This is a genomic window from Pseudomonas sp. FW305-28, assembly GCF_017351395.1.
Lineage (GTDB): Bacteria > Pseudomonadota > Gammaproteobacteria > Pseudomonadales > Pseudomonadaceae > Aquipseudomonas > Aquipseudomonas fluorescens_AA.
In genome coordinates this window covers 13,020-38,020 of record NZ_JACNDD010000011.1, presented here as the reverse complement: position 1 = coordinate 38,020, position 25,001 = coordinate 13,020, and the positions used below count along the sequence as shown (strand labels likewise).

The 25,001-nt window shown below is 66.0% G+C and carries 3 protein-coding genes; all 3 read left to right on the top strand.

The genetic code is table 11. From position 1 onward, the window contains the following. The 3 genes from J4E53_RS04595 (at position 1) to J4E53_RS04585 (ending at position 25,001) form a co-directional block, all read left to right on the top strand. Complete coding sequence (locus J4E53_RS04595) at positions 1-10,851, top strand: non-ribosomal peptide synthase/polyketide synthase (protein ID WP_207268112.1); 10,851 nt, start codon at positions 1-3, stop codon at positions 10,849-10,851. Positions 10,852-10,947: 96 nt separating this feature from the next. Then, positions 10,948-21,153 (top strand): non-ribosomal peptide synthetase, encoded by a 10,206-nt coding sequence (locus J4E53_RS04590; RefSeq protein ID WP_103309665.1) that lies wholly within the window; start codon positions 10,948-10,950, stop codon positions 21,151-21,153. Further along, a complete protein-coding gene (locus tag J4E53_RS04585) occupies positions 21,150-25,001 on the top strand; it encodes a non-ribosomal peptide synthetase (RefSeq protein ID WP_103309663.1) in 3,852 nt (1,283 codons plus the stop codon). Before J4E53_RS04590 ends, J4E53_RS04585 begins: the two co-directional genes overlap by 4 nt.

Here is a 25,001-nt window from a genome sequence, read left to right as displayed (position 1 = left end):
ATGACCACCGAAAAAACCACTGGCAACCCGATCGAAGACATTTACCCGCTGTCGCCGTTGCAACAAGGGATGCTGTTCCACTCCCTGCTGCACGAAGACTCCGGGGTGTACCTGATGCAGGATCGCTACCGCATCGGCGGGGCCATCGATGAAGGGGCGTTCCTCGAATCGTGGCGCCAGGTGGTGGCACTGCACCCTTCCCTGCGCGCCAGTTTCCAGTGGAAAAGCCAGAAGCAACCGGTGCAGGTGATCCATCGCCAGGTCAAGGTGCCGCTGGACACCCTCGACCTGCGCGGGCTCGCGCCCCATGAGCAGGAGGCGCGGATCCGCACGCTGCTGGAAGACGAGCAGAAAGTCGGCTTCAACCTGTCCAAGCCACCGCTGATTCGCTTCCGGCTGGTGCGCCTGGCCGACGAGTCCTACGAGTTCATTCGCAGCTTCCACCACATCCTGATGGACGCCTGGTGCATCTCCCTGGTGACCGTGGACTTCCTCAAAGTCTACGAAGCGCTGTGCAACGACCGTACGCCGGAACTGAAAAGCCCTCGGCCGTTTCGCGATTACATCCAGTGGCTGCAACGCCAGGATGCGGGCAAGGCCGAGCAATTCTGGCGCGGCCAGTTGCAAGGCCTCAACGCCCCCACGCCACTGACCGTGGACAACGGCGTGAGCCGCGACCGCTACACCGATGCGGTGCTGGTGGACGACCAACTGATTCACCTCGACGCGCAGGAAACCCAGGCACTGGCGGCGTTCTGCCGCGGTCGCCGGATCACCCCGAACACGTTTTTCCAGGGGGTCTGGTCGTTGCTGCTGTCGCGCTACAGCGGGCAGCAGGACGTCGTCTTTGGTGTCACCGTGGCCGGGCGTCCGGCTGACCTGACCGGCGTTGCGGAAATGATCGGCCTGTTCATCAACACCTTGCCGCTGCGGGTTTCGGTGGATCCGAACGCCTCGCTCGGCAGTTGGCTGGGCGACCTGCAGAAACTCAACGTCGACATGCGCGACTTCGAGCACACGCCGTTGACCGACATCCAGGGCTGGAGCGATTTCCCCCGGGGCGAGACCCTGTTCGACAGCATCCTGGTGTTCGAAAACGCGCCCATCGACGAACAGATCCTCGAAGGCGGTTTCCAGTTCAGCCTCGAAGGCATGGACCACAGTGTGCACACCCACTACGGCTTGACCGTGGTGATCCTGCCGGGCGAACAACTGGGCATCCGCGTGTCTTATGACCGCGAACGTTTCGAGGCCGCCACCGTGCAGCGCCTGCTGGGCCACATCGCCAGCCTGGTGCGCAGCATGCTCGTCGCCCCCGACGCGCCGCTGGCCAGCTTCGAACTGCTGGCGGCCGATGAACGTCAACAGTTGCTGGGCGAATGGGCGCTGAACCCCCACGACTTTGCGCTGGATCAAAGCTACGCCGAGCTGTTTGCCGCCCAGGTCGCCCTGCGCGGTGATCAGGTCGCCGCGATCTGCGCCGGTGAATCGCTGACCTACGCCGAGCTGGACCTGCGTTCCACGCGCCTGGCCCACGCCCTGCGCGAGGCCGGTGCCGGTGAAGACCAACTGGTCGCGCTGGTGGCGCCTCGTGGCCTGGCGCTGTTGACCATGATGCTGGCCGTGTTCAAGGCTGGCGCGGCGATGCTGCCCCTGGAGGTCAATCATCCGCCCGAGCGCCTGCGGGAAATCCTCGGGCTGTCCCGCGCGCCGCTGCTGATCGCCAGCCAAGCCTGCAGCGGTCTGCTCGAGCCACTGCTCAGCGGCCTCGACCAGGCGCCCACGGCGCTGTTCGCCGAAGCCTGCTGGGCATCGGGCAACGACACGCCACTGCCGGTGCTCGCCCGCCCCGACAGCCTGGCCTACGTGCTGTTCACCTCGGGTTCGACCGGCACGCCAAAGGGCGTGATGATCGAACAGCGCGGCATGCTCAACAACATCTTCGGCAAGGTGCCGGCCCTGGGGCTCAGCGCCGCCGACCGCATTCCCCAGACCGCTTCGGTGGCGTTCGACATTTCGGTGTGGCAGTTCCTCGCCGCGCCGGTGCTCGGCGCCACCGTGCACATTCTTCCCGATGAAGTTGCCCACGACCCGCAACGCCTGTTGCAGGTGCTCGCCAGCGAGCGCCTGAACGTGCTGGAAATCGTCCCGAGCCTGATGCGCACCGTGCTCGCGTTATGCCCATGCGATTTGCAACTGCCGGACCTGCGCTGGGTATTGCCCACCGGTGAAGCCCTGCCGCCGACCGTGGCCCGGGACTGGTTCGCACGGTTCCCCGACATCGCCCTGATGAACGCCTACGGACCGGCCGAATGTGCCGACGACGTGGCCTTCCAGCCGATCTTCGCAGCCCCGGGGGCCGAGGTCAGCCACATGCCCATCGGCCAGCCGACCGCCAACAACCGTCTGTATGTGCTGGACGAAGCCCTGCGCCCGGTGCCGGTTGGCGTCGCCGGGGAAATCTGCGTCGGCGGCGTCGGCGTCGGTCGCGGCTACCTGCACGACCCGCAGCGCACCGCTGAGGCCTTTATCGAGCACCCTCAACTCGAAGGTCGCCTGTACCGCACTGGTGACCTGGGACGCTGGCGTGCAGACGGGGTGATCGAATACCTCGGCCGTCGCGACCAGCAGGTAAAACTGCGCGGGCACCGAATCGAACTGACGGAAATCGAACACCGTCTCGCCCAGCACCCGAACGTACGCGAAGCCGCTGTCCTGCTGCGGGAAAACACCGTCGGCGAAGCCTGGCTGGTGGCGTACTGGTCGGCCCATGACGAGACCCAGGGCAGCGACGGCCTGAGCGAACACCTGCGGGCGCAACTGCCGCCGTACATGGTGCCGGCGGCTTTCGTCGGCCTGGACAAACTGCCCCTGAACAATAACGGCAAGGTCGACCGCAAGGCCCTCGCCGCCCGCGAGCTGGACTGGCAGGCGGACGCCCAGGAGAGCATCGCCCCGCGCAACGCCCTGGAAACCACCGTGGCGTCCATCTGGGCCGAAGTCCTGGGGCGCGACACGGTCGGCGTGGAAGACAACTTCTTCACCCTCGGCGGGCACTCGCTGCTGGCGACCCAGATCGTGGCCCGCCTGCGCACCCAGTTCAAACTGGACCTGCCATTGCGGGTGCTGTTCGAACACCCCACCGTAGCCTTGCTGGCCGTGGCCATCGACGCCCGCCAGGCCGAGGCCGCCGCACCGCAAGCCAACGCGCTCAGCGTGCCCAAGGCCCAACCACGCCCGACGCTGCTACCCCTGTCGTTCTCGCAACAGCGCCTGTGGTTCATCGAGCAACTGACGCCGGGCACCACCCTGTTCAACATCCCGTTCGCCCTGCACCTCAAGGGTGAACTCAATGTCCAGGCGCTGCACGCCAGCCTGAACGACCTGCTGGTGCGCCACGAAATCCTGCGCACCGGCATCCACAGCACCGACGGCGTGCCGTGCCAACGCATCAGCCCAGCGCTGGACATCGCGTTGCCCTTCGAAGACTTGTCGGGGCTGACCGCCACCGCCCGCGCCGGCGCGCAATTCAATGCCCTGCAAGACACCTTCGAGCAGCCGTTCGACCTGACCCGCCCACCGCTACTGCGTGCGCGCTTGCTGCGCCTGGCGCCGGGCGAGCACGTGCTCGGCATCGCCCTGCATCACCTGGTGTCGGACGCCTGGTCGGCCACCATCGCCCTGCGCGAGCTGGCCCTGGGTTATGAAGCCCGTTGCAACGGTACTCGCGCCGACCTGCCGGCCCTGCCGCTGCAATACGCCGATTTCGCCCTCTGGCAGCGCGAACACCTGCAAGGCGCCGAACTCAAGCGCCAACTCGACTACTGGACCACCACCCTGGACCGTCGCGACAGCGACGCCAGCCCGCTGCTGGCCTTGCCCACCGACCATCCACGGCCCTCGGTGCAAAGCTACCGCGCCGGGATCGTGCAGCGTGAACTCAGCGCCGACCTCAGCGGCCGGGTACAAGCCTTTGCCAGTCGTCTCGGCACCACACCGTTCACCGTCCTGTTCGCCGGTTTCGCCGTACTGATGCACCGCTTGAGCGGCGACGCCACGGTGCTGGTCGGCACCCCGGTCACCCACCGTGAACAACCGGGTACCGAAGGCCTGCTGGGTATTCTGTTGAACAACCTGGCGATCCGCGCCGACTTCGATCCACAAGCCGGCTTCAGCGCCCTGGTCAAGCAAGTGGCCGAACGCCTGCGCGATGGCCTGCTGCATCAAGACTTGCCGTTCGAGCAGCTGGTGGACAGCCTGCAACTGCCGCGCAGCCTCAGCCATGCGCCGCTGTACCAGGTCATGGTCGCCCAGCAACTGGCCATGGAGTCGCGGTTGCGCTTCCCCGGGTTGGAATTCGAAGCGCTGGACACCCCGCTGCGCCACTCCGAATGCGACCTGGACCTGCACGTGCTGTGCCCGGCCAACGCGCCGATCCAACTGGAGTTGATGTTCGCCCTCGACCTGTTCGTCGCCGACAGCGCCCGCCAGACCCTCGCCCGCCTGGAACACCTGCTCGAACACATGCTCGCCGAGCCCCAGCGCCCGGTCGCCGCCTTGCCGTTGCTGATGGACGCGGAGTGGCAACGCACCGTGGTCGAGTGGAACCGTACCGAGATGGAGGTGCCAACGCACCTGACCTTCGCCCAGTTGTTCGAACAACAGGCCGAGCGCACCCCGGAGCGTGACGCCCTGTGTTTCGAAGGCCGCAGCCTGAGCTACGGCGAACTGAACCGTCGGGCCAACCAGGTGGCGCATTACCTGCGCAGCCAGGGCGTTGGCGCCAACCGCCCGGTGGCGCTGTGTGTCGAGCGTTCGCTGGAACTGCTGGTCGGCCTGCTGGGCATTCTCAAGTCCGGTGGCGCCTATGTGCCGCTGGACCCGACCTACCCGGTGGATCGCCTGGCGTACATGCTCGAGGACGCGCAACCGGCACTGTTCATAGGCCAGCAGGGCCTGTTGGAACAACTGGGCGCCGAGCTGCCCCGCTTGCGCCTGGACAGCGACGCGGCGCTGTTCGCCAACCAGCCGGACAGCAACCCGGCCCCGCTCGCCGGGCCGCAAGACCTGGCCTACATCATGTACACCTCCGGTTCGACCGGTAAGCCCAAGGGCACCCTGGTGACCAACGGTTCGGTGGTCAACCTGGCCTGGGCGCGTATCCATGGCTTGTATCGCCGCTACACCGACCAGCCGATGCGCACCAGCTTCAACTACTCGTTCGCCTTCGACAGTTCGGTGGCCGAGCTGATCCTGTTGCTCGACGGCCATAGCCTGTACCTGACCCCGGAGGACGTGCGCTACGACCCCGAGGCCCTGGCCGGTTTCTTCCGCGATACCCGCCTGGACGCCTTCGAGTGCACCCCGGCACAGCTCAAGGCCCTGCTCGAAAGCGACGGCGTTCGCCTTGGCGAGGTGTACCTGCCGCGCTTCGTGCTGTTCGGTGGCGATGCGGTGGACGCCCAACTGTGGCAACGCCTGCCATCGATTGCCGGCAGCCGCTTCTTCAACACCTACGGCCCGACCGAATGCACCGTGGATGCCACCGGTTGCGCGGTGGATGACTTCCCGCAGCGGCCGATCATCGGCCGGCCCATCGCCAACGTGCGCACCTACGTGCTCGATGCCTTCCTCAACCCGATGCCGGTGGGCGTCCCGGGGGAACTGCACATCGGCGGTGCCGGCGTGACCCTGGGCTACCTCAACCGTGCCGAACAGACCGCGAAGGTGTTCATCGAAGACCCGTTCTCGTCCCTGCCAGGCGCACGGATGTACAAGTCCGGCGACCTGGTGCGCTGGTTGCCCGACGGCCAGCTCGAATACCTGGGACGCATGGATCATCAAGTGAAGATCCGTGGCTTCCGTGTCGAGCTGGGGGAAATCGAAACCCTGATCGGCGCCCAACCGGGCGTACGCCAGGCCGTGGTGCTGGCCCGTGAAGACGTACCCGGCGACAAGCGCCTGGTGGCCTACGTGACGTGCGACCAGCAGGCCGACATCCATGCCTGGCGCAAAACCATTGGCGCCGCCCTGCCCGACTACATGGTGCCCTCGGCGTTCGTGCTGCTCGATGAGCTGCCGCTGACCGACAACGGCAAACTCAACCGCAAGGCCTTGCCGGCCCCGGACATCCAAGCCGCGCCAGACGCCCTGGACCCGCCGCGCAGCGCCGCCGAACAGCAACTGGCCGCCCTGTGGGCCGAGTTGCTGAACGTGCCGTCGACGCAGATCGGCCGTGACAGCCATTTCTTCTACCTCGGCGGCCACTCGCTGCTGGCGGCGGCGCTGTTTGCCCGCCTGCGCCAACAGTTCGCCACTGTGCCGCCGTTGCGGGCGGTGTTCGAACACCCGACCCTCGACGCCTTGGCCGCGCTGCTGGGCGATCCTCTGCAAGCCCCGGCGGCGACCTTCGTTGCCGCGCCGCGTCCGGCGCGCCTGCCGCTGTCGTTCGAACAACAACGCTTGTGGTTCCTCGAACAACTGAGCGCCGGCGGTGGCGAGTACAACGTGGTCAGCGCCGTGCAACTGGACGGCGAACTCCATGTCCAGGCCCTGCAAACGGCCCTGAACAGTGTGGTCCAACGCCACGAGATCCTGCGCAGCCGCATCGTGCGTGATACCGACGGCGAGTTGGCGTTGGTCATCGAACCGAAGGTCGATCTCACCGTGCAGGTGACGGCCCTGCAGGCGACCAGCGACGAACAGTGGCAGCAACTGACCGACGCGGCGACCCACGCAGAAACCGGTCGCCGTTTCGACCTCGCCGCCGAAGTGCCGGTCCGGGCCACGCTGCTGCAACGCAGTGGCGGCGCCCAGTCGCTGCTGTTGCTCAGCGTGCACCACTGCGCCACCGATGACGCCTCCAGCCAGAACCTGCTGGAGGAACTGCGACAGTGCTACACCGCCCAGTGCCAAGGCACTCCGGTGGCACTGCCGGCGCTGGCGCTGCAATACCCCGATTACGCCCTCTGGCAGCGCGAGCCCGGCCAACAGACCGCGTTCAGCAGCCAACTGGAATACTGGCGCAACCAACTGGAGGACGGCGACTACCTGCTCGACCTGCCGACCGAACAGGGTCGTCCAAACCAGCTCGCCCCGGCGGCCGGCGCGGTGCAACTGCAATTGCCGCCCGTCCTGGTGGAACGTCTGCGGCAGTTCGCCCAGCAACGCGGTGCCACCCTGTTCATGCTCATGCTCGGTGCCGCGCAGTTGCTCTTGGGGCGCTACGCCAACCAGCGCGACGTGCGGGTCGGCAGCCCGGTGGCCCAGCGTCCATTCGCCGAGCTGCAACCGCTGATCGGCTGCTTCGTCAACACCGTGGTCATGCGCGCCGACCTGGATCCGGCCCTGGATTTCGAAGGTTTGCTCAACCAGGTGCGTCACCGTGTGCTGGATGCCCAACAGCATCAGGACGTGCCGTTCGACCAGGTCGTGGAGCACTTGAAGCCTTCGCGCAGCCTCGGCCAGACCCCGCTGTTCCAAGTGCTGTTCGCCATGCAGAACGCCGACACGTCGAGCCAGCCATGGCCGCAGTTGCAGGTCAGCGAACGCGCGGTGACCGCCCAGGCCACCAAGTACGACCTGAATTGGGAAGTGCACGACGGCGAAGTGCTGTCGGTGTTGCTGGAATACCGCGCCGCGCTGTTCAGCGAAACCACGGCCCGGCGTTGGCTGGAACAATGGCAACAACTGCTGCAAGCCATGCTCGAGGCGCCACGCACCCGCCTCGGGGATTGGACACCGCTGCCGGCGGCCGAGCGTCATCGCCAACTGATCGAGTGGAACGCCACCGAACGTCATTACAACGGCCCGACCAACCTGCACACCGCCCTGAGCCAGCAAGCGGCCCTGAGCCCCAACGCCCCGGCGCTGGTGTTCGAAGGCCAGCGCCTGAGTTACGCCGAACTGGACCAACGGGCGCAAACCGTCGCCCGGGCCCTGCGCGCCGCTGGCGTGGGCAGCGACAGCATCGTGCCGGTGTGCATGGAGCGTTCGGTGGAAATGGTCGTGGCCTTGCTCGGCATCGTCCATGCCGGCGCCGCGTGGCTGCCGCTGGATCCGGAGTTGCCGGCCACGCGCCTGGCCTTCCTGATCGAGGACGCCGATGCCAAGGTCACCTTGACCCAGGCGCAATGGCTGTCGCGCCTGCCCGTCGGGCATGACGCCTGGACGCTGGAGGCGTTGCCAATCGCTGAAGTCGCAGAGCCGATCAGTGTCCAGGCCAACGACCTGGCCTACGTGCTCTACACCTCCGGTTCCACCGGCCAACCCAAGGGCGTGATGAACGAACACGGCGCCTTGATGAACCGCCTGCACTGGATGCAGGACGCCTTCCCGATTGGCCCGAACGACCGTGTGCTGCAAAAGACGCCGTACAGCTTCGACGTATCGGTGTGGGAGTTCTTCTGGCCGTTGATCACTGGCGCGACCCTGGTGGTCGCCCGTCCGGACGGTCATCGCGACCCGGCCTACCTCAGCCAGTTGATCCAGCAGGAACGGGTCACGACCTTGCACTTCGTACCGTCCATGCTGCGGGCCTTTGTCGAGGAACCGAGCCTGGTCGACTGCCACAGCTTGCGCCAGGTGTTCGCCAGTGGCGAAGCCTTGCCGGTGGACCTGGTGCGGCGCTTCATGGGCCAGCACCCGGCGGCGCTGGTCAACCTGTATGGCCCGACCGAAGCGGCCATCGACGTTTCGGTCTGGCGTTGCTCGGCGGACGATGTGATCGTGCCGATCGGCAAGCCCATCGCCAACCTGCGCTTGTACATCCTCGACGAAACCATGCAGCCGCTGCCGATTGGCAGCATCGGCGAGCTGTACATCGGCGGCGTCGGCGTGGCCCGTGGCTATTTGAAACGCCCGGACCTGACCGAAGAGCGCTTCCTCGCCAGCCCGTTCGTGGCCGGCGATCGTTTGTACCGCACCGGCGACCGCTGCCGCTTCCTGGCCGATGGCAACATCGAGTACCTGGGCCGTCTCGACCACCAGGTGAAGTTGCGCGGCCAGCGCATCGAGCTGGGGGAAATCGACTCAGCCCTGCTGAACCTGCCGGCCATCACCGGCGCCTGCACCCTGGTCATCGACAACCGCCTGGTGGCGTTCTACAGCAGTAGCGCCGCGCAGTCGGACCTCGACACCCAGCTCGCGGCCGAGCTGCCGGCCTACATGGTGCCGGCGGTGTGGGTGCACATCCCGGCGCTGCCCCTGAGCACCAACGGCAAGATCGACCGCAAGGCCCTGGCCGCCCTGCCCTTGCCAAACACCCAGAAAGACTACGCGGCACCGCGCAACGAACTGGAACGCCTGCTCTGCCAGTTGTTCGGCGAACTGCTCGGCGAAACCTTGACTGGCGGTCGCGAAGTCGGCACCTCGGACAGTTTCTTCGCCTTGGGTGGTGACTCGATTCTCGGCCTGAAACTGATCTCGCGCTTGCGTGAGCAGGGCTATTCGCTCACGCCACGGGACCTGTTCCGCTCGCCGACTCCGGCGGCCCTGGCCCATGTGACCACGGCGCTGCTGACCCAGGCCGAACAAGGCGACGTGACCGGACCGATGCCGCTGATGCCGTTGCACCAGTGGTTCTTTGACCAGCAACAGGTCCAGGCCGCGCACTGGAACCAATCGGTGCTGGCCGACAGCGACCGTCGCCTGGAACCGGCCATCGTCCAAGCCACGCTGGATCGGCTGGTGGCCCACCACGACGCCCTGCGCCTGCGTTTCACCCACGTCGACGGCCAATGGCAGGCACACATCGCACCGGTGGCACCGGCCCAGTTGACCTGCTGCGAGCACCCGGAGCAATTGCTGCAAGTCGCGCAAAGCCTGGACCTGCAACACGGCCCACTGTTTGCCGCGGCCCTGCTGGAAGGCACACCGCAGCGCCTGTACCTGGTGGCCCATCACCTGGTGGTCGATGCGGTGTCCTGGACGCCGCTGCTGGAAGATTTCCAACAGCTGTATGCCGCCCTGGAACGTGACGAGCAGCCGACGTTGCCGGCGAAAACCACCTCTTATCGTCAATGGGCCGAGCACCTGCAAGCCCATGCCGCCAAGGCTGCCGCCGAGCAGCGCTACTGGAGTGCCCAGGCCTCTGCGAACCCGCCGCCCATGGCCACGGTCGCCGAACGCCAAACCCTGTCGGCCCACTGGGATGCCAGCCGCACGCACCAATGGCTGACCGAATCCCACGCGGCTTACCGCACACAACCGGAGGAACTGCTGATCGCCGCCCTCGCCGCGACCCTGGCCGAGGTCGAACAGCGCAGTGACATCGTCGTGGACCTTGAACGCCACGGGCGTGATGCACCGTTTGCCGGGCTGGACGTCGGCCGCACCGTCGGCTGGTTCACCACTCTCTACCCACTGCGCGTGAGTGCCAGCGGCGCCGCGGGCGATCAGGTGCGCAACGCCAAGCAAGCCTTGCGTGACGTACCCGGCCTGGGCCTGGGCTATGGCTTGCTGCGCCAGCGCGGCGAGTTGCCGGCCAGCCATGGCGATGTGCTGTTCAACTACCTGGGGCATGAGCAAACGCCAGCGGGCTGGTTACGCGCCAGCAGCCTGACCCCGCCAGCGGACGCGGCCCCGGTGAACCGAGTGACCCATACCCGTGAAGTGGTGGCCTGGTTGGAGGACGGCGTGTTGCGTGTCGAGTGGCACAGCGTCACGCCGAACGCCGACAGCCATTTGCCTGCTCGCCTGCTGGAACGTTTGCAGGCACTGGTCGAACACTGCCTCGACCCACAGGCCGGTTCGCTGATGCCTGCGGACTTCCCGCTGGCCAAGGCGCTGAACCAGAAATCCCTGGACAAACTGCTGGGCAAACTCAAGACCAAACCCGATTCCCAAAGCTAGCGAGCGACGCGGCGCCCGCCCAGGTCTGCGGACCGGCGCGGCGCCTTGATCGACGCTCACTCGAGTTTTCAAGACTTTGAAATGGACCAAGCAAGCATGAACAACATCGAAGACATCTACTCCCTTTCGCCGACCCAGCACGGCCTGTTGTTCCACAGCGTCTATGAACCGGATTCGCGGGTGTACTACCAGCAATTGAGCCTGGACATGAACGGCCCGCTGCAACTGAGCGCATTTCGCGGTGCCTGGCAGGCGTTGATGCGGCGCCACGCCGTGCTGCGCAGTGCTTTTCTCTGGGAAGAGCTGGACGATGCCTATCAGGTGGTGCAACAGGACGTGCCACTGCCCCTGACGGAACTGGACTGGCAAGACCGTCCCGAGCCGCAGGCCGCGCTCGGACAGTTGGCGCTGGAACAGCGCGCCCAGCCCCTGGAGCTGAACGACTCGCCGCTGATGCGCGTGTGCCTGGTGCGCCTGGCGCCCGAGCGCTGGCACCTGATCTGGACCTTCCACCACATCCTCATGGATGGCTGGAGCGTCGGCATCGCCGTCCAGGAGTGGCTGTCGCTGTACTACGAACAGGCCCACGGCCGCCCCGCCGACCTGCCGCCGACCCGCCCTTACCGGGACTACATCGCCTGGCTGGCGGAACAGGACATGGTTGCCACCGAAGGCTTCTGGCGCGAACAGTTGCAGGACGTGAGCGAACCGACACCGCTGCCCACCTTCGCCGTGCGGCAGCCTGCGCCAACAGGGGCACCGTTCGCCGAACGGGAAAGCCTGCTGACGGCCAGCGAAACCGAGCAGCTGGCGCACTTCGCCCGCCAGAACGACCTGACCATCAACACCCTGATCCAGGGCGCCTGGGCATTGCTGCTGGGCCAGCATGCCGGGCGTGACGACGTGGTCTATGGCGTCACCGTTGCCGGTCGTCCAGAGAACCTGGCCGCCGTGGACAGCACCGTCGGGCTGTTCATCAACACCTTGCCGTTGCGCGTGCAGTGGTCTGAAGGCCCGGCTCTGGTGGACTGGCTGCAGCAGTTGCAGCAGGCCAACAGCGATCTGCGCCACCACGCCTACCTGCCCCTGGGCAAGCTCAAGTCGATGACGCGCATCGCCGCCGAGCAGGCGCTGTTCGACTCGATCCTGGTGTTCGAGAACTTCCCGGTCACCGACGCGCTCAACCAGGACACCGGCGGCCTGAGCTTCAGTGCCCCGAGCAGCGACCAGCAGGCCGACGGCATCACCCTCACCCAAGGCCGCAACCACTTCCCGTTGTCGCTGATCGTGGTGCCGGACAAACAATTGCACTACCTGATCAGCTACGACCGCAGTCGCTTCAGCGACGCCGAGGTCGCGGTGTTGTCGGCACAATTGCGCGCCATCCTGTTGGCGATGACGGCGCAAGCGCAGTGCCGGGTCAGCGAGCTTGAGTGGCTGAGCCCTGAAGAACGCCAGCAACTGCTCGTGCAGGGACGCGGCGTACAACTGCCGGTACCCCAGGCGTGCCTGCATCAGTGCTTCGAACAACAAGTGGCCGCCCACCCGGATCACCTGGCGGTCCGCGACCGCCAGGTCGCCCTGACCTACCGCGAACTGGACCAGCAAGCCAACCGCCTCAGCCAGTACTTGCGCGCCCAGGGCATCGGTCACGACAGCGTCGTGGCACTGGCCCTGGAACGCAGTGCCGGGTTCGTGATCGCCCTGCTCGCCACCCTCAAGGCTGGCGCGGCCTATCTGCCGCTGGACCTCAAGCAGCCCGCCGGGCGCCTGGCCGATGTGCTGGTGGACAGCCGCGCCGCGCTGCTGATCGGCACCACCGCCTCGCCCCTGCTCAAAGGCTTGGCCGAGCACACGCCGACGCTGTGGCTGGCGGAACAGGCCGACGCCATCGCCGCCCAGCCAGACACGCCACCTGCCGTGGCCCATAACCCGACTGACGCCGCCTACGTGATCTACACCTCAGGCTCCACCGGCACCCCTAAGGGTGTAGTGGTCGAGCACCAGTCCATCGTCGATTACCTGACGGCGGTGCACGCGGTGCTCAACCCGCCGCCGCCCGCCCGCTACGGCTTGCTGTCCAGCATCGCCGCCGACCTGGGCCACACCCAACTGTTCGGCGCCCTGTGCAGCGGCGCCAGCCTGTTGCTGGTGGATGAAGACAGCGGTTTCAGCCCCCTGGCATTGGCCGAACTCTTCGACCAACACCCGGTGGATGTGCTGAAGATCACCCCAAGCCATTTGTCCGGCCTGTTGCAGGCGCTGCCCGATGCACGCTTGTTGCCGCGCGCCCTGCTGGTCTTCGGTGGCGACGCCCTCAGCCCGGCGCTGCTGGAGCAGGTCAACCACCTGGCGCCTGGCCTCAGGGTGTTCAACCACTATGGGCCGAGCGAAGCGACGGTCGGCGCAATCGCCACCGAGCTGCCCGCAGGCCTGCGCAGCATTGCCCTCGGCCGGCCGCTGCCGAACCGCCGACTGCAAGTGGTGGATGCCAAGGGTCGCCAGGTGCCCACCGGGGTGTCCGGTGAGCTGCTGATCAATGGCGCCTTGGCCCGGGGTTACCTGCACCGTCCGGACCTGACCGCCGAACGCTTTCATCTCGACGCGGATCAGCAACGCTGGTATCGCACTGGCGATCGCGTGCGCTGGCAAGTGGACGGCCAACTGGCATTCCTCGGCCGGGTCGACAGCCAGGTCAAGATCCGTGGCAATCGCCTGGAGCTGGGCGAAGTCGAAGCGCAGATCAAGCGCCTGTCGCCGCTGATCGAACAGGCGCTGGTCCGCGCCGTGGAACTGGACGGCAGCCTGCGCCTGGTGGCCTACCTGGTCGCCAGCCAGTCACTGTCCGCGACGAAACTGCGTAACGACCTGGGTGCGCGGGTGCCGGACTACATGGTGCCGGCACACTTCATCACCCTCGACGAACTGCCCCTCACCCGGAACGGCAAGGTCGATGTCCAGCGCTTGCCGCTCCCGCAAAAAGCCACGGACGACAGCGCCACTCACGTGGCCCCGCGCAATGAAGTCGAAACGCAGCTGGCCGCCATCTGGCAAGACGTCCTCAAGCTTGAACGTGTAGGCGTGCATGACAACTTCTTCGCCTTGGGCGGCGACTCGATCATCAACTTGCAGATCATCGCCCGCGCCAACCAGCAAGGGCTGAAACTCACGCCCCGCCAGCTCTTCGAGAACCGCACCATCGCCGATATCGCCCGGGTACTGGGCGCCGATGCCAGCCATGGCGTGGCGCAAGCCGTTGCCGATGGCTATGACCTGCCGCTGGCTGCCGGGCAATTGGCACGCCTGGAGCAAGGGCCATTGCACGCCACCTGGCGCTGCGTGGCGTTGACCCAGGCCATCGATAGCGAGTTGCTGGCCCAGGCCATCGCCGCGTTGCAACACCACCACCAGGCCCTGCGTCTGGCGCTCAAGGCGCTGCCGGAGGGCGAGTGGCAGCAACGGGTACTGGTCGTGGCCAAGGCCCCGGTCATCACCACCGAGCAGTTGGAGACCTGCGCCCCGGCGCAACTGCAAGCCCTGGCCCAGGCCGGTGTCGATGCGCTGGAATTGGGTGCAGGCCAAACCCTGCATGCCAGCCTGCTGGAGGTGGACGGCACGCAATCCCTGCTCTTGGCCGCTCATCCGTTGTGCCTGGACGAAGCCTCCTGGTCGCTGCTACTGGCTGACCTCAACCTGGCCTTGGCACAGCTGCGCTATCAGCGGCCGGTGCGCCTGTCCTACGCCGGTGGCGATTTCACCCAGTGGACACGGCACCAGCAGGCCCATGCCCAGGGTGATGCCCTGGATGACGCCTGGGAACATTGGCTGCAATACGCAGGGGTGGAACCGCTGCAACTGCCTGACAGCCAGCAACCGGCCAGCGTGGTCGAAGACACCCTGCCGGCCGCCACCTCTAGCGAACTCAAGCGCCTGGGCGAAGTGCTGCAACTGGACTGGAACACCCTGTTGGCCGCTGCCGTGGCCGAACAGTGCCGTGAACTGTGCGGCAATGGCCTGGTCGCGCTGAGCGTGCACGATGCCCGTCCGAGTGCCGAGCGTTTGCCGGTCGCTGCGCCGATTGCCGTGGCCGACCTCGACCCGGCACGCATCATGGGCCCCTTGGCACTGACCGTGCCGTACTTCCTCCAGCCCGAAGGCGAGAGCCTGCTACAACGCTTGCAGGCACTGGCCGCGCAGATGCGCGCCTACCCGCAACACGGCGTCGACTATGGCGCCCTGCGCTACTTGTCGGACAATACCTACCTGCAAGAACCGCTGCGCGAGCTGCCAGCACCATCGCTCGTCATTCGCTGGCTGGGCAACCTCGATAGCCACCGCGAAGAGCGTGGCATCCTGGCTCAGGTTGAAGCGCCAACCCCATCGCCGGCTTCGACCGGGCCGCTGAACGTAGACGCCTGGTGGCAGGATGACCGCTTGCACCTGCGCAGCCAAGGCACCCTCGCCGCCGACTGGGCGCCGTGCCTTGTCCAACGCTTGAGCGAGCTCGCCGCACTGGCCACCGCGGCCGACCTGCGCCCTGCCAGCCAGGCATTCCCGCTGTGCCACAAGCAAGCGGCAACCCTGGCGGCCGAACCGCTGGACTGGCTGAACATCGAAGACGTCTACCCGCTGTCGTCGATGCAACAGGGCATGCTTTTGCACACCCTGCTGCAACCCCACAGCGGTATCTACCTGATGCAACAACGCTACAGCTGGGACGGGGTATTGCAGCGCCCGGCGATGGAAGCCGCGTGGCAGCTGTTCCTCGAGCGCCATCCAATGATGCGGACCGCCTTCTGGTGGCAGGACGACCATGAACCGCTGCAGTGCGTGTACCGCCAGACCCACCAGGCGTTCGACTGGCAGGACCTGCGCCATCTCGACGAAGAGCAGCAGCGCGAGGCGATGGACCAGGCCCTCGAAGCACAACGCCTGCAAGGCTTCGACATGGCCTGCGCACCGCTGACCCACCTGCGGGTGTTCCAGCTCGATGAGCGCCGCTTCGCCGTGGTGCGCAGTTTCCACCACATCCTGACCGATGCCTGGTGCTTCGGCCTGTTGATGGAAGACCTGCTGGCGATCTACCAGGCCCTGGTGCGCCAGGAGCCGGTGGCTCGTCCGCGTCTACGCTCGTTCCGTGGCTACATGAGTTGGCTGGAACGCCATGACATGGCTGCCGCCCACGCCTTCTGGCAGGCACAAATGGCCGGTTTCAGCGAGCCGACGCCGCTGCAGGTGGACGGTCCGGTGGCCCGCCCGGAGCAGGCACCGGAACAGGTCGGCGACTTCGACCAGACCCTGAGCATCGCCCAGACCCAACGCTTGCAACAGCTCTGCCAGCAGTACCAACTGACGCCCAACACCTGGATCCAGGGTGCCTGGGCACTGTTGCTGTCGCGCTACAGCGGCAACCGCGACGTGTTGTTCGGCGTGACCGTCGCCGGCCGCCCGACTGACCTCGCCGGTGTAGAAGAAATGGTCGGGCTGTTCATCAACAGCCTGCCGCTGCGCATCGATGTCGACCCGGAGGCCCCGGTGGCCGACTGGTTGCAGGCACTGCTATCCCACAACGCACAATTGCGCGAACACGAAAGCGCGTCGCTGGTGGACATTCAACGTTGCAGCCAAGTGCCGCGCGGCCAGCAGTTGTTCGACAGCCTGGTGGTGTTCGAAAACGCCCCGCTGGACATCAGCAGCGTGCAACTGGACGCCTTCAGCATCGACATCTACGAAGACCGGGTGCACACCAACTTCCCGATGACGGTGGTGCTGTACCCCGGCGATCGCCTGGGCATTCGCCTGTCCTACGACAGCATGCGTTTCAGCACTGACACCGTACAGCGCATGCTCGGGCATCTGGTGCAACTGCTTTCGGCCATGCTGGAGACACCGCAGGCGCCGTTGGGCAGCTTGCATATGCTGCCCGAGGCTGAACGCCGGCACCTGTTGATCGACTGCAACCGCAGCGACCTCGACTTCCCGCTGGAGCGCGGTTATGCGGCGCTGTTCGCCGAGCAAGTGCGCAACCGTGCGCAACACCTGGCCGCCGTATGCCAGGACCAATCGCTGACCTACGCCGAACTGGACCGCCGCGCCAATGCCATCGCCCATGCGCTGCAAGCCGCCGGTGCCGGCCCGGAAACCCTGGTGGCGCTGTTCGCCGAGCGTGGCCTGGCGTTGCTGACGATGATGATCGCCACGCTCAAGGTCGGCGCCGCGTTCCAGGCCTTGGACATCCAACAGCCCCACGCACGCCTGGCGGAACTGCTGGACCTGGGTGAGGCGCCGCTGTTGCTGGTGTGCGAGCACGCGACCTCGACACTGGACAACGTCCTGCCGCAAATGCACAAGCAGCCTACCTGCCTGGTCGCCCAGGCGCTCTGGCAAGGTCGTGAGCAACCGCCGGTCACCTATGCGCACCAGCCGGATCAACTGGCCTACGTGATCTTCACCTCGGGTTCCACCGGCACGCCAAAAGGCGTGATGGTGGAACAACGAGGGATGCTCAACAACATGTTCGGCAAGGTCCCGAGCCTGGGCCTGGGTGAACACGACCGGATTGCCCAGACAGCTTCGGCGGCGTTCGATATCAGCGTATGGCAGTTCCTCGCCGCACCGCTGTTCGGCGCCACCGTGCACATTCTTCCCGATGCCCAGGCCCACGATCCCGTGGCCCTGCTCGACGCCGTCCAGGAGCAGCAACTGACGCTGTTGGAAACCGTTCCGGCGCTGATTCGCGGCATGCTCCAGGAAAGCCAGGCCCATCACACCCTGGCAAGCCTGCGCTGGCTGTTGCCCACCGGCGAGGCATTGCCGCCGGTCCTGGCGCGGGACTGGTTCGCACGCTTCCCGGCGATCCCGTTGATGAACGCCTACGGTCCTGCCGAATGCTCGGACGACGTGGCCTTCTACCCCATCACTGAAGCACCGGCCGACGACTGCTTGCACATGCCCATCGGCACGCCGACCGCCAATAACCAGGTGTTCGTTCTCGACTCGGCGCTGCGCCTGGTCCCTGTGGGTGTACCCGGCGAATTGTGCATCGGTGGTGTCGGCGTGGGTCGCGGCTACCTGCGCGACCCGCAACGCACCCGCGAGGCTTTTGTACCGCACCCGTTCCAAGCCGATGCGCGCCTGTATCGCAGCGGTGATATCGGCCGGATGCGTGAGGATGGCGTGATCGAATACCTCGGCCGTCGCGACCAGCAAGTGAAGATCCGTGGCCACCGCATCGAGCTGGGCGAGATCGAAAACCGCTTGATGCAACACCCGGCGGTGGACAGCGCGGCGGTGCTGGCGTTGCCCGACGCCCGCGGCGCCTTGCAACTGGTGGCCTGGTATGTGCTCGACGAGACGGCCGACCTGGGCGGCGAGCCTGCGCAACAGGTATTGAGCGCATACCTGGGCCAGCAACTGGCAAGCTACATGGTCCCGGCCCGTTGGCTGGCCCTTGGACAGTTGCCGCTGAACGCCAATGGCAAGGTCGACCGTCGTGCCCTCGCCGCCTTGGGTGTGCCCCAGGACGAGGCGGTACAGGCGCAATCCATGGCGCCACGCACGCCGACCGAACACGTCCTGGCCGAACTCTGGCAAGAAATTCTCGGCCTGGACAACGTCAGTGTGCACGACGACTTCTTCGCCATCGGCGGTCACTCGCTGCTGGCCACCCAAGTCTTGTCGCGAATTCGCCGACGGTTGAACGTGAACCTGCCGCTGCGCACCCTGTTCGAACGCGGCACCCTTGAGCAACTGGCCCAAGCGGTCGATCAGCAACGCAACGCCCAGACCGAGGCCGACGCTGACGCCGAGATGGCCCCGGCGCCGCGCAACCAACCGCTGCCGCTGTCCTACAGCCAGCAACGGTTGTGGTTCCTGGATCGCTTCGAAGGCCCTAGTGCCGCCTACAACATGACCACCACCGTCAGGCTGCGTGGGGCGCTGGACATCGCGGCGCTGCAAGGAGCCTTGCAGGCGGTGTTCGAACGCCATGAGTCCTTGCGCACCGCGTTCCACCTCCATGGCGACCAACCTTGCCAGGTCATCAACCCGGCGCCGCTGGTGGACTTGACGCCAACCGAGCTGAGTGACCTGGACAGCGCAGAGCAGGCGCAAAGCCTGCAGCGCCTGATCGATGAACAGGCCGCGCGCCCGTTCGACTTGCAACAGGCGCCGATGCTGCGCGCCAACCTGCTGCGCTTGGGACGCGAGGACCATGTGCTGCAACTGGTGCTGCATCACATCGCCACTGACGCCTGGTCCATGGGCATCCTGATGCAGGAACTGATCGTCGGGTACCAGGCACGCATCAGCGGTTCGACCCCCGTGTTGCCGGTGTTGCCGATCCAGTTCGCCGACTATGCCTACTGGCAACGCAGCGAAGCGCAACAGCGCCTGCTCGCGCGGGCCATCGATTACTGGCGCCGCCAGCTCGACGGCGCGCCAACGTTGATCCCGTTGCCCCTTGACCAGCCACGCCCGGCACGCCCCGACTACCAGGGCGCGGCCCTCGAGCAACGCTTCACGCCGGCCCAGGCCCAGGTGCTGAAGGCCTATGCGCAAGCGCAACGGGCGACACTGTTCATGGTCTTGCTCAATGCCTTCAACAGCCTGTTGCAGCGGGCCACCGGGGCCAACGATTTCATCGTCGGCACCGACCTGGCCAACCGCGAACATCCGGCCCTGGAACATCTCATCGGGTTCTTCGTCAACGTGCTGCCGATCCGTGCCCGCCTGAGCGAGGGCGAAACCTTCGACGCCCGCCTGCAACGCTTGCGCGAGGATTGCCTGTCGGCGTTCCAACACCAGCAAGTGCCGTTCGACAAACTGGTGGAGGAGTTGCAGCCGCCGCGTACGCCTGGGGTCAACCCGTTGGTCCAGGTGTTGTTCGTCATGCAGAACACGCCCAGTGGCAATGCCAGCCTGCCGGACCTTGAAGTGGAACACTTGGTAGCCCCCCAGCAGAGCAGCAAGTTCGACCTCGCCGTGTTTGTCGAAGAGGACGAAGAGCAAGGCCTGAACGTGCGCTGGGTGTACCGCACCAGCGTGTTGCAGGAGCAGACCATCCAGCGCCTCGAACAGGGCTTCGAACACCTGCTGGAGCAGATCGTCTCGGCCCCCGCCCAGGCATTGGAGCAGTGGTCGTGGCGCCTTGAGGGCAGCCACGCTGGCGCCGCGTCCCAGCCTGATTCGTCGCTCGACGAGGCCACGGCCCGCAGCGCACGCAAGCAGTCGAAACTGAGCAAGCTCAAGCAGACCCGCGCCACCGCCGTCAGCCAAGTGGCCCACGAGCAGGTCCGTACCCGTACCCTCGACGCCGGGCAAGCCTTGCCGTTGGTGATCGAGCCGTTGCTCGGCGACCTGGACCCGGTGCACTGGGCGCTGCAAGCCCGGGAATGGATCAATGCACAGTTGCTGACCCACGGCGGCCTGCTGTTCCGAGGGTTCAACCTGCCGGATGCCGCGGCCTTCGAGCAGTTCGCCCAGGCCATCGAGCCCGACCTCTACGGGACCTACGGCGACCTGCCGAAAAACAAGTCCGGCAAGAATATCTACCACTCCACGCCGTACCCGGAACAGCACATGATCCTCTTCCACAACGAGAGCTCCCATCTGCCGCAGTGGCCACGCAAGCAGTGGTTCTACTGCGAAACACCGGCGCCACGTGGCGGCTGCACGCCCATCGTCGATTGCCGGCAGGTATTGGCGCGCTTGCCCCAGGACATCGTCGCTCGCTTCAAGGCCCTGGGACTGCTTTACGTGCGGCACTTCACCGACAAGCTGGATGTGCGCTGGCAGGACTTCTTCAAGACCGAACAGCGCGAGGAAGTCGAGCGCCAGTGCCTGGCCTCGGGCATGCGCTGGGAATGGCTGGGCACCGACAACCTGCGGATCGCCCAGCACTGCCCGGCCATCGTCGAACATCCCGAGACCGGGGAACTGTCGTTCTTCAACCAGGTGCAACTGCACCACACTGCCTGCCTGGAGCCGGAAGTGCGCAACAACCTGATCAACCTGTTCGGCCTCGGGCACCTGCCCCGCAACGTGTACTACGGCGACGGCAGCGTGATCGAAGACGCGGTGATGCAGGTAATCGGCGAGGCGTATGAACATTGCGCGGTACGTTTTACCTGGCAAAAAGGTGACATGGTCATGTTGGACAATATGTTGGTGGCTCACGCCCGGGATCCCTTCGAGGGCGAACGCAAGATCTGCGTCGCCATGGGCCAGATGATGCGCCGCGAAGAACTGACGGGGCAGTTGCCCGAAGCACAGCCGCTGCCGGCTTCGGAGGTGCAGGCATGACCGTCTTTGAGAAACGTGAAGAAGCCTTCGCCCTCTCGCCGCAACAGCGCAGCCAATGGCTGGCGGGTTTGCCGCCCGTGCGCCTGGAGTTGGAGATCACCGGCGCGTTGGCGCTGGAACGCCTGCAGCAGCGGCTGGCCGCGCTGAGCGCGTGCCACGAGGCCTTGCGCCTGAGCGTGCGGCCCGAGCCGGGCCTGCTGATGCCGCTGCAAGTGGTCGAGCCCACCGCCACCGCAGTCGACGCGATCAGTGTCGAAGTGCAATCGGTGGCGGACGATCGGCACCGGGTGACACTGCAACTGCCGGCCCTGAGCGCGGATCGCGGCACCTTGCTGCGCCTGGCCCAGGCACTGGGATCGACGGACGCGCCGTACCTCGATGACGAGGCCATGACCTACACCCAGTACAGTGCCTGGCTCCATGAATTGCAGGCCGATGAAGATGCTGTTCCCGGTCGGCGCTTCTGGGCCAGCCAGGCCTTGGACGAACCGGCCGGGAGCGAGCTGCTCTACCGCCAGGTGCGCAACGACCGCCACGATGCCCCGGCGACCACCCGCCTGCTCGCCAACCCGCAATTGAGCAGCGCCCTGGACCACTTTTGCCAGCGTCACGGTGCCTCGCCCGAGCAGGTGCTGATGAGCGCCTGGGGGGTGTTGCTGCAGCGCCTCAGTACCGGCGACAGCCCGGCACTGACCTTGAACTGGGTACACGATTGCCGCGACGACTACGAGGAACTCGAAGACTGCTGGGGTTTGTTCGCCAAGCCCCTGCCCTTGCGCTGGCAACCGGCTGCGAACAGCTCATTTGTCCAGGCGCTGGAGACCCTGCAGACGCTGTGCGAGCAAGCCATCGAATGGCAGGAATACTGCGGCGTCAGCACCGCACTGCCGGCCGAAACCTTGCACTACGGTTTCCAGTGGGGCGCACACCTGCCCGATCGACTCGATACCTTGGGCAGTCTTGCATCGACGCTCACTGTGTCGGACGTGCAAGCCATCCCGGCAGGCATGGAGTTGCTGCTGGTTGCCGAAACGGTCCGCCACGAAGCCAGCGGCCTTGGCTATCGGTTGAACTTGCACCATCTGCCGAGCCGCTACAGCGAACAAGCAGCCCTGACGCTTCTGGAGCAGTTCCAGTCGCTGCTGTCCGATGCCCTCGCCAACCCAGGCAAGCCCTTGGCCAAGCTGTCGTTGCAGGCGCCGAGCTTCGGCGCGACGCTGGCCGCCCGGCAGGACGACGTCGCCGCCCCGCCGTTTGCCAGCGTACCGGCGCGCTTCGCTGAATGTGCCGCGCAGTTCCCCGAGCATTTGGCCCTGCGCGACCACCACGGGTATCTGAGCTATGCCCAGTTGCAGGCCCGCAGCAACCAACTGGCGCAGTACCTGCGCGCTCAGGGCGTGGGCCGCGAAGATCGCGTGGCGTTGTACCTGGATCGTTCGGCGCAAATGGTCCTGGCCATGCTCGCCGTGCTCAAGAGCGGCGCGGCGTTCGTCCCCCTGGACGTGCATCAGCCGGCACAACGCTCCCTGGCCATCCTGCAACAGGCGCAGCCAGTCTTCGTCCTGAGCGGTTCGGCCGGCAGCGCCCCCGCGTTGCCCGGCATCGGTAGCCTCGACCTGCGTGAAGAAGCGACCTGGCAGCACGCACCTGCCACGGCAACCAACGTCGAGTGCCAAGGGCAGGACGCGGCCTACGTGCTGTTCACCTCCGGCAGCACCGGCACGCCCAAAGGCGTCATTGTCGAACACGCCCAACTCGCCAGTTATGTCGCCAGCGTGTCCCGGCGCCTGGCGCTGGGGGTTGGCGAGCGCAGTGCGGTGGTCACTTCGCTGGCGGCCGACCTGGGCTACACCTTGCTGTTCCCGGCGCTGCTCAGTGGCGGTGAATTGCACCTGCTGGACAAGGAAACGGCAATGGACGCCCAGGCCTGGGCGGCCTGGCAGGCTGAATACCCCATCGATCACCTGAAGATCGTACCGTCCCTGCTGGACGCGTGGCTGATTCATGCCCAAAGCGCGACCGTGTTGCCTCGCAAGCAACTGATCCTCGGTGGCGAAAGCTGCTCGCGGCGCCTGCTGCAAAACATTCACGGCCTCGCGCCGACGCTGACAGTCTTCAACCATTACGGCCCGACCGAAACCACGGTCGGCGTGGTGATGCACAAAGCCGATCCAGCCATGGATTATCGCCGCCTGCCCCTGAGCGACCGCCTCGATGGCATGCGCCTGTACCTGCTCGACGAACAGCAAGCGCTGGCCGCTCCCGGGCAGAGCGCCGAGCTGTATATCGCCGGCCCGCAACTGGCCCGGGGTTACCTGGACGCGCAACAGAACGCCGGCCGTTTCATCGAATGGGGGCAATCGCCTGGCGAACGCCTCTACCGCACTGGCGACATGGCCCGCTACCTCCACGACGGTAGCCTGGAAATCACCGGACGAGCCGATCGCCAGGTGAAGATCCGCGGTTTCCGCGTGGAACTCGATGAGATCCAGGCGCAATTGACTCGCCTTCCCGGCGTCGCCCAGGCCGCAGTGGAATGCATTCCCCGGGGCGAGCTCGGCCAGCAACTGTTCGCCTTCATGACCCTGGCGCCCGGGCATTCGACCACGGTAGCCAGGCTGCATGGCCAGGCCCAGGATTGCTTGCCGGACTACATGCTGCCCACCCTGCGGATCGTCGAAGCCTTGCCGTTGATGGGCAATGGCAAGCTGGATCGCAAGACCCTGCAACAATGGGCCGACAAAGTCCTCGACACCGTTGGCAGTGCCTTGCCGCGCACGCCGCTGGAAGCTTTGCTTGCCGAGGTCTGGGCGCAAGTGCTGGGCCTGGAGCGGGTGGGTATCGACGATGATTTCTTCGAGCTGGGCGGCCATTCCCTGGCGGCGGTGACCCTCGCCAGCCGCTTGCAGACCGCGCTGTCGGCGCCGGTGACGGTCAATGCGGTGTTCAACGCCCCCAGCGTCTCGGCGTTCGCGGCGTTGGTGCAGGCCGAACTCAAGCTCTCGCCACTGGTCAGGCTGTCGCCGCCAACCGCAGCGCCCATCGAGGCCGGCAAGCTCTTCTGCTTCCACCCCTCCACAGGCCATGTGCAGGACTACCGTCCCCTGCTGGCATCGCTACCGGCCTGGCAACTGTGGGGACTCCAGGCGGCCTACCTGGCCGACGACAGCACGACACTGGGCGGTGACATCGAGAGCCTGGCGGCGGTCTATGTCGAGCATCTGCGCCAGCAGCAAGCGCACGGTCCTTATCACCTGCTGGGTTTCTCCCTCGGCGGGCTGCTCGCGATTGCCGCTACCGCGCGCCTGGAGAGCCAGGGCGAACAGGTAGCGTTTCTCGGTATCATCGATTCCCAGTACCAGCATCACGCCCAGGAAGACAGCGTCGAAGCGCTGCTGGAGTCGGCCGCCCTGTCGTTGACGCCGGACAGCCAGACCGTGTTGCGCCAGTTGCCACAGGCGACCCTGGCGGCATTGCTGGAACAACTGGACGCCCTGCCCCCGGCAGCACGCCTGCCGGAACTGGCCCAATGGGCGCGCCAGCAGGGCCTGCAGCTCGATGGCGACAGTTGGGAGCACCTGCAAACGCGGCTGCACTACCAGCAGCATACGCAGCATCTGCTGGCGACCTTCAAGCCTGCGCCACTCAGTTGCCCGGTGCATGTCTGGTGGGCCGACGATACCCTGGAACAGGCTGAGTTCGCCGACCCGCACTGGGAACACCTGAGCACCGGGCCGTTGACCCGTGAGGTCATCCCGGCGCAGCATCTCACTATCCTCGAGCAACCGGCCCTGCACCAGCAACTGGCGGCACGGCTCGAGGCCATCGCTACGAACGGAGCGGTTTGA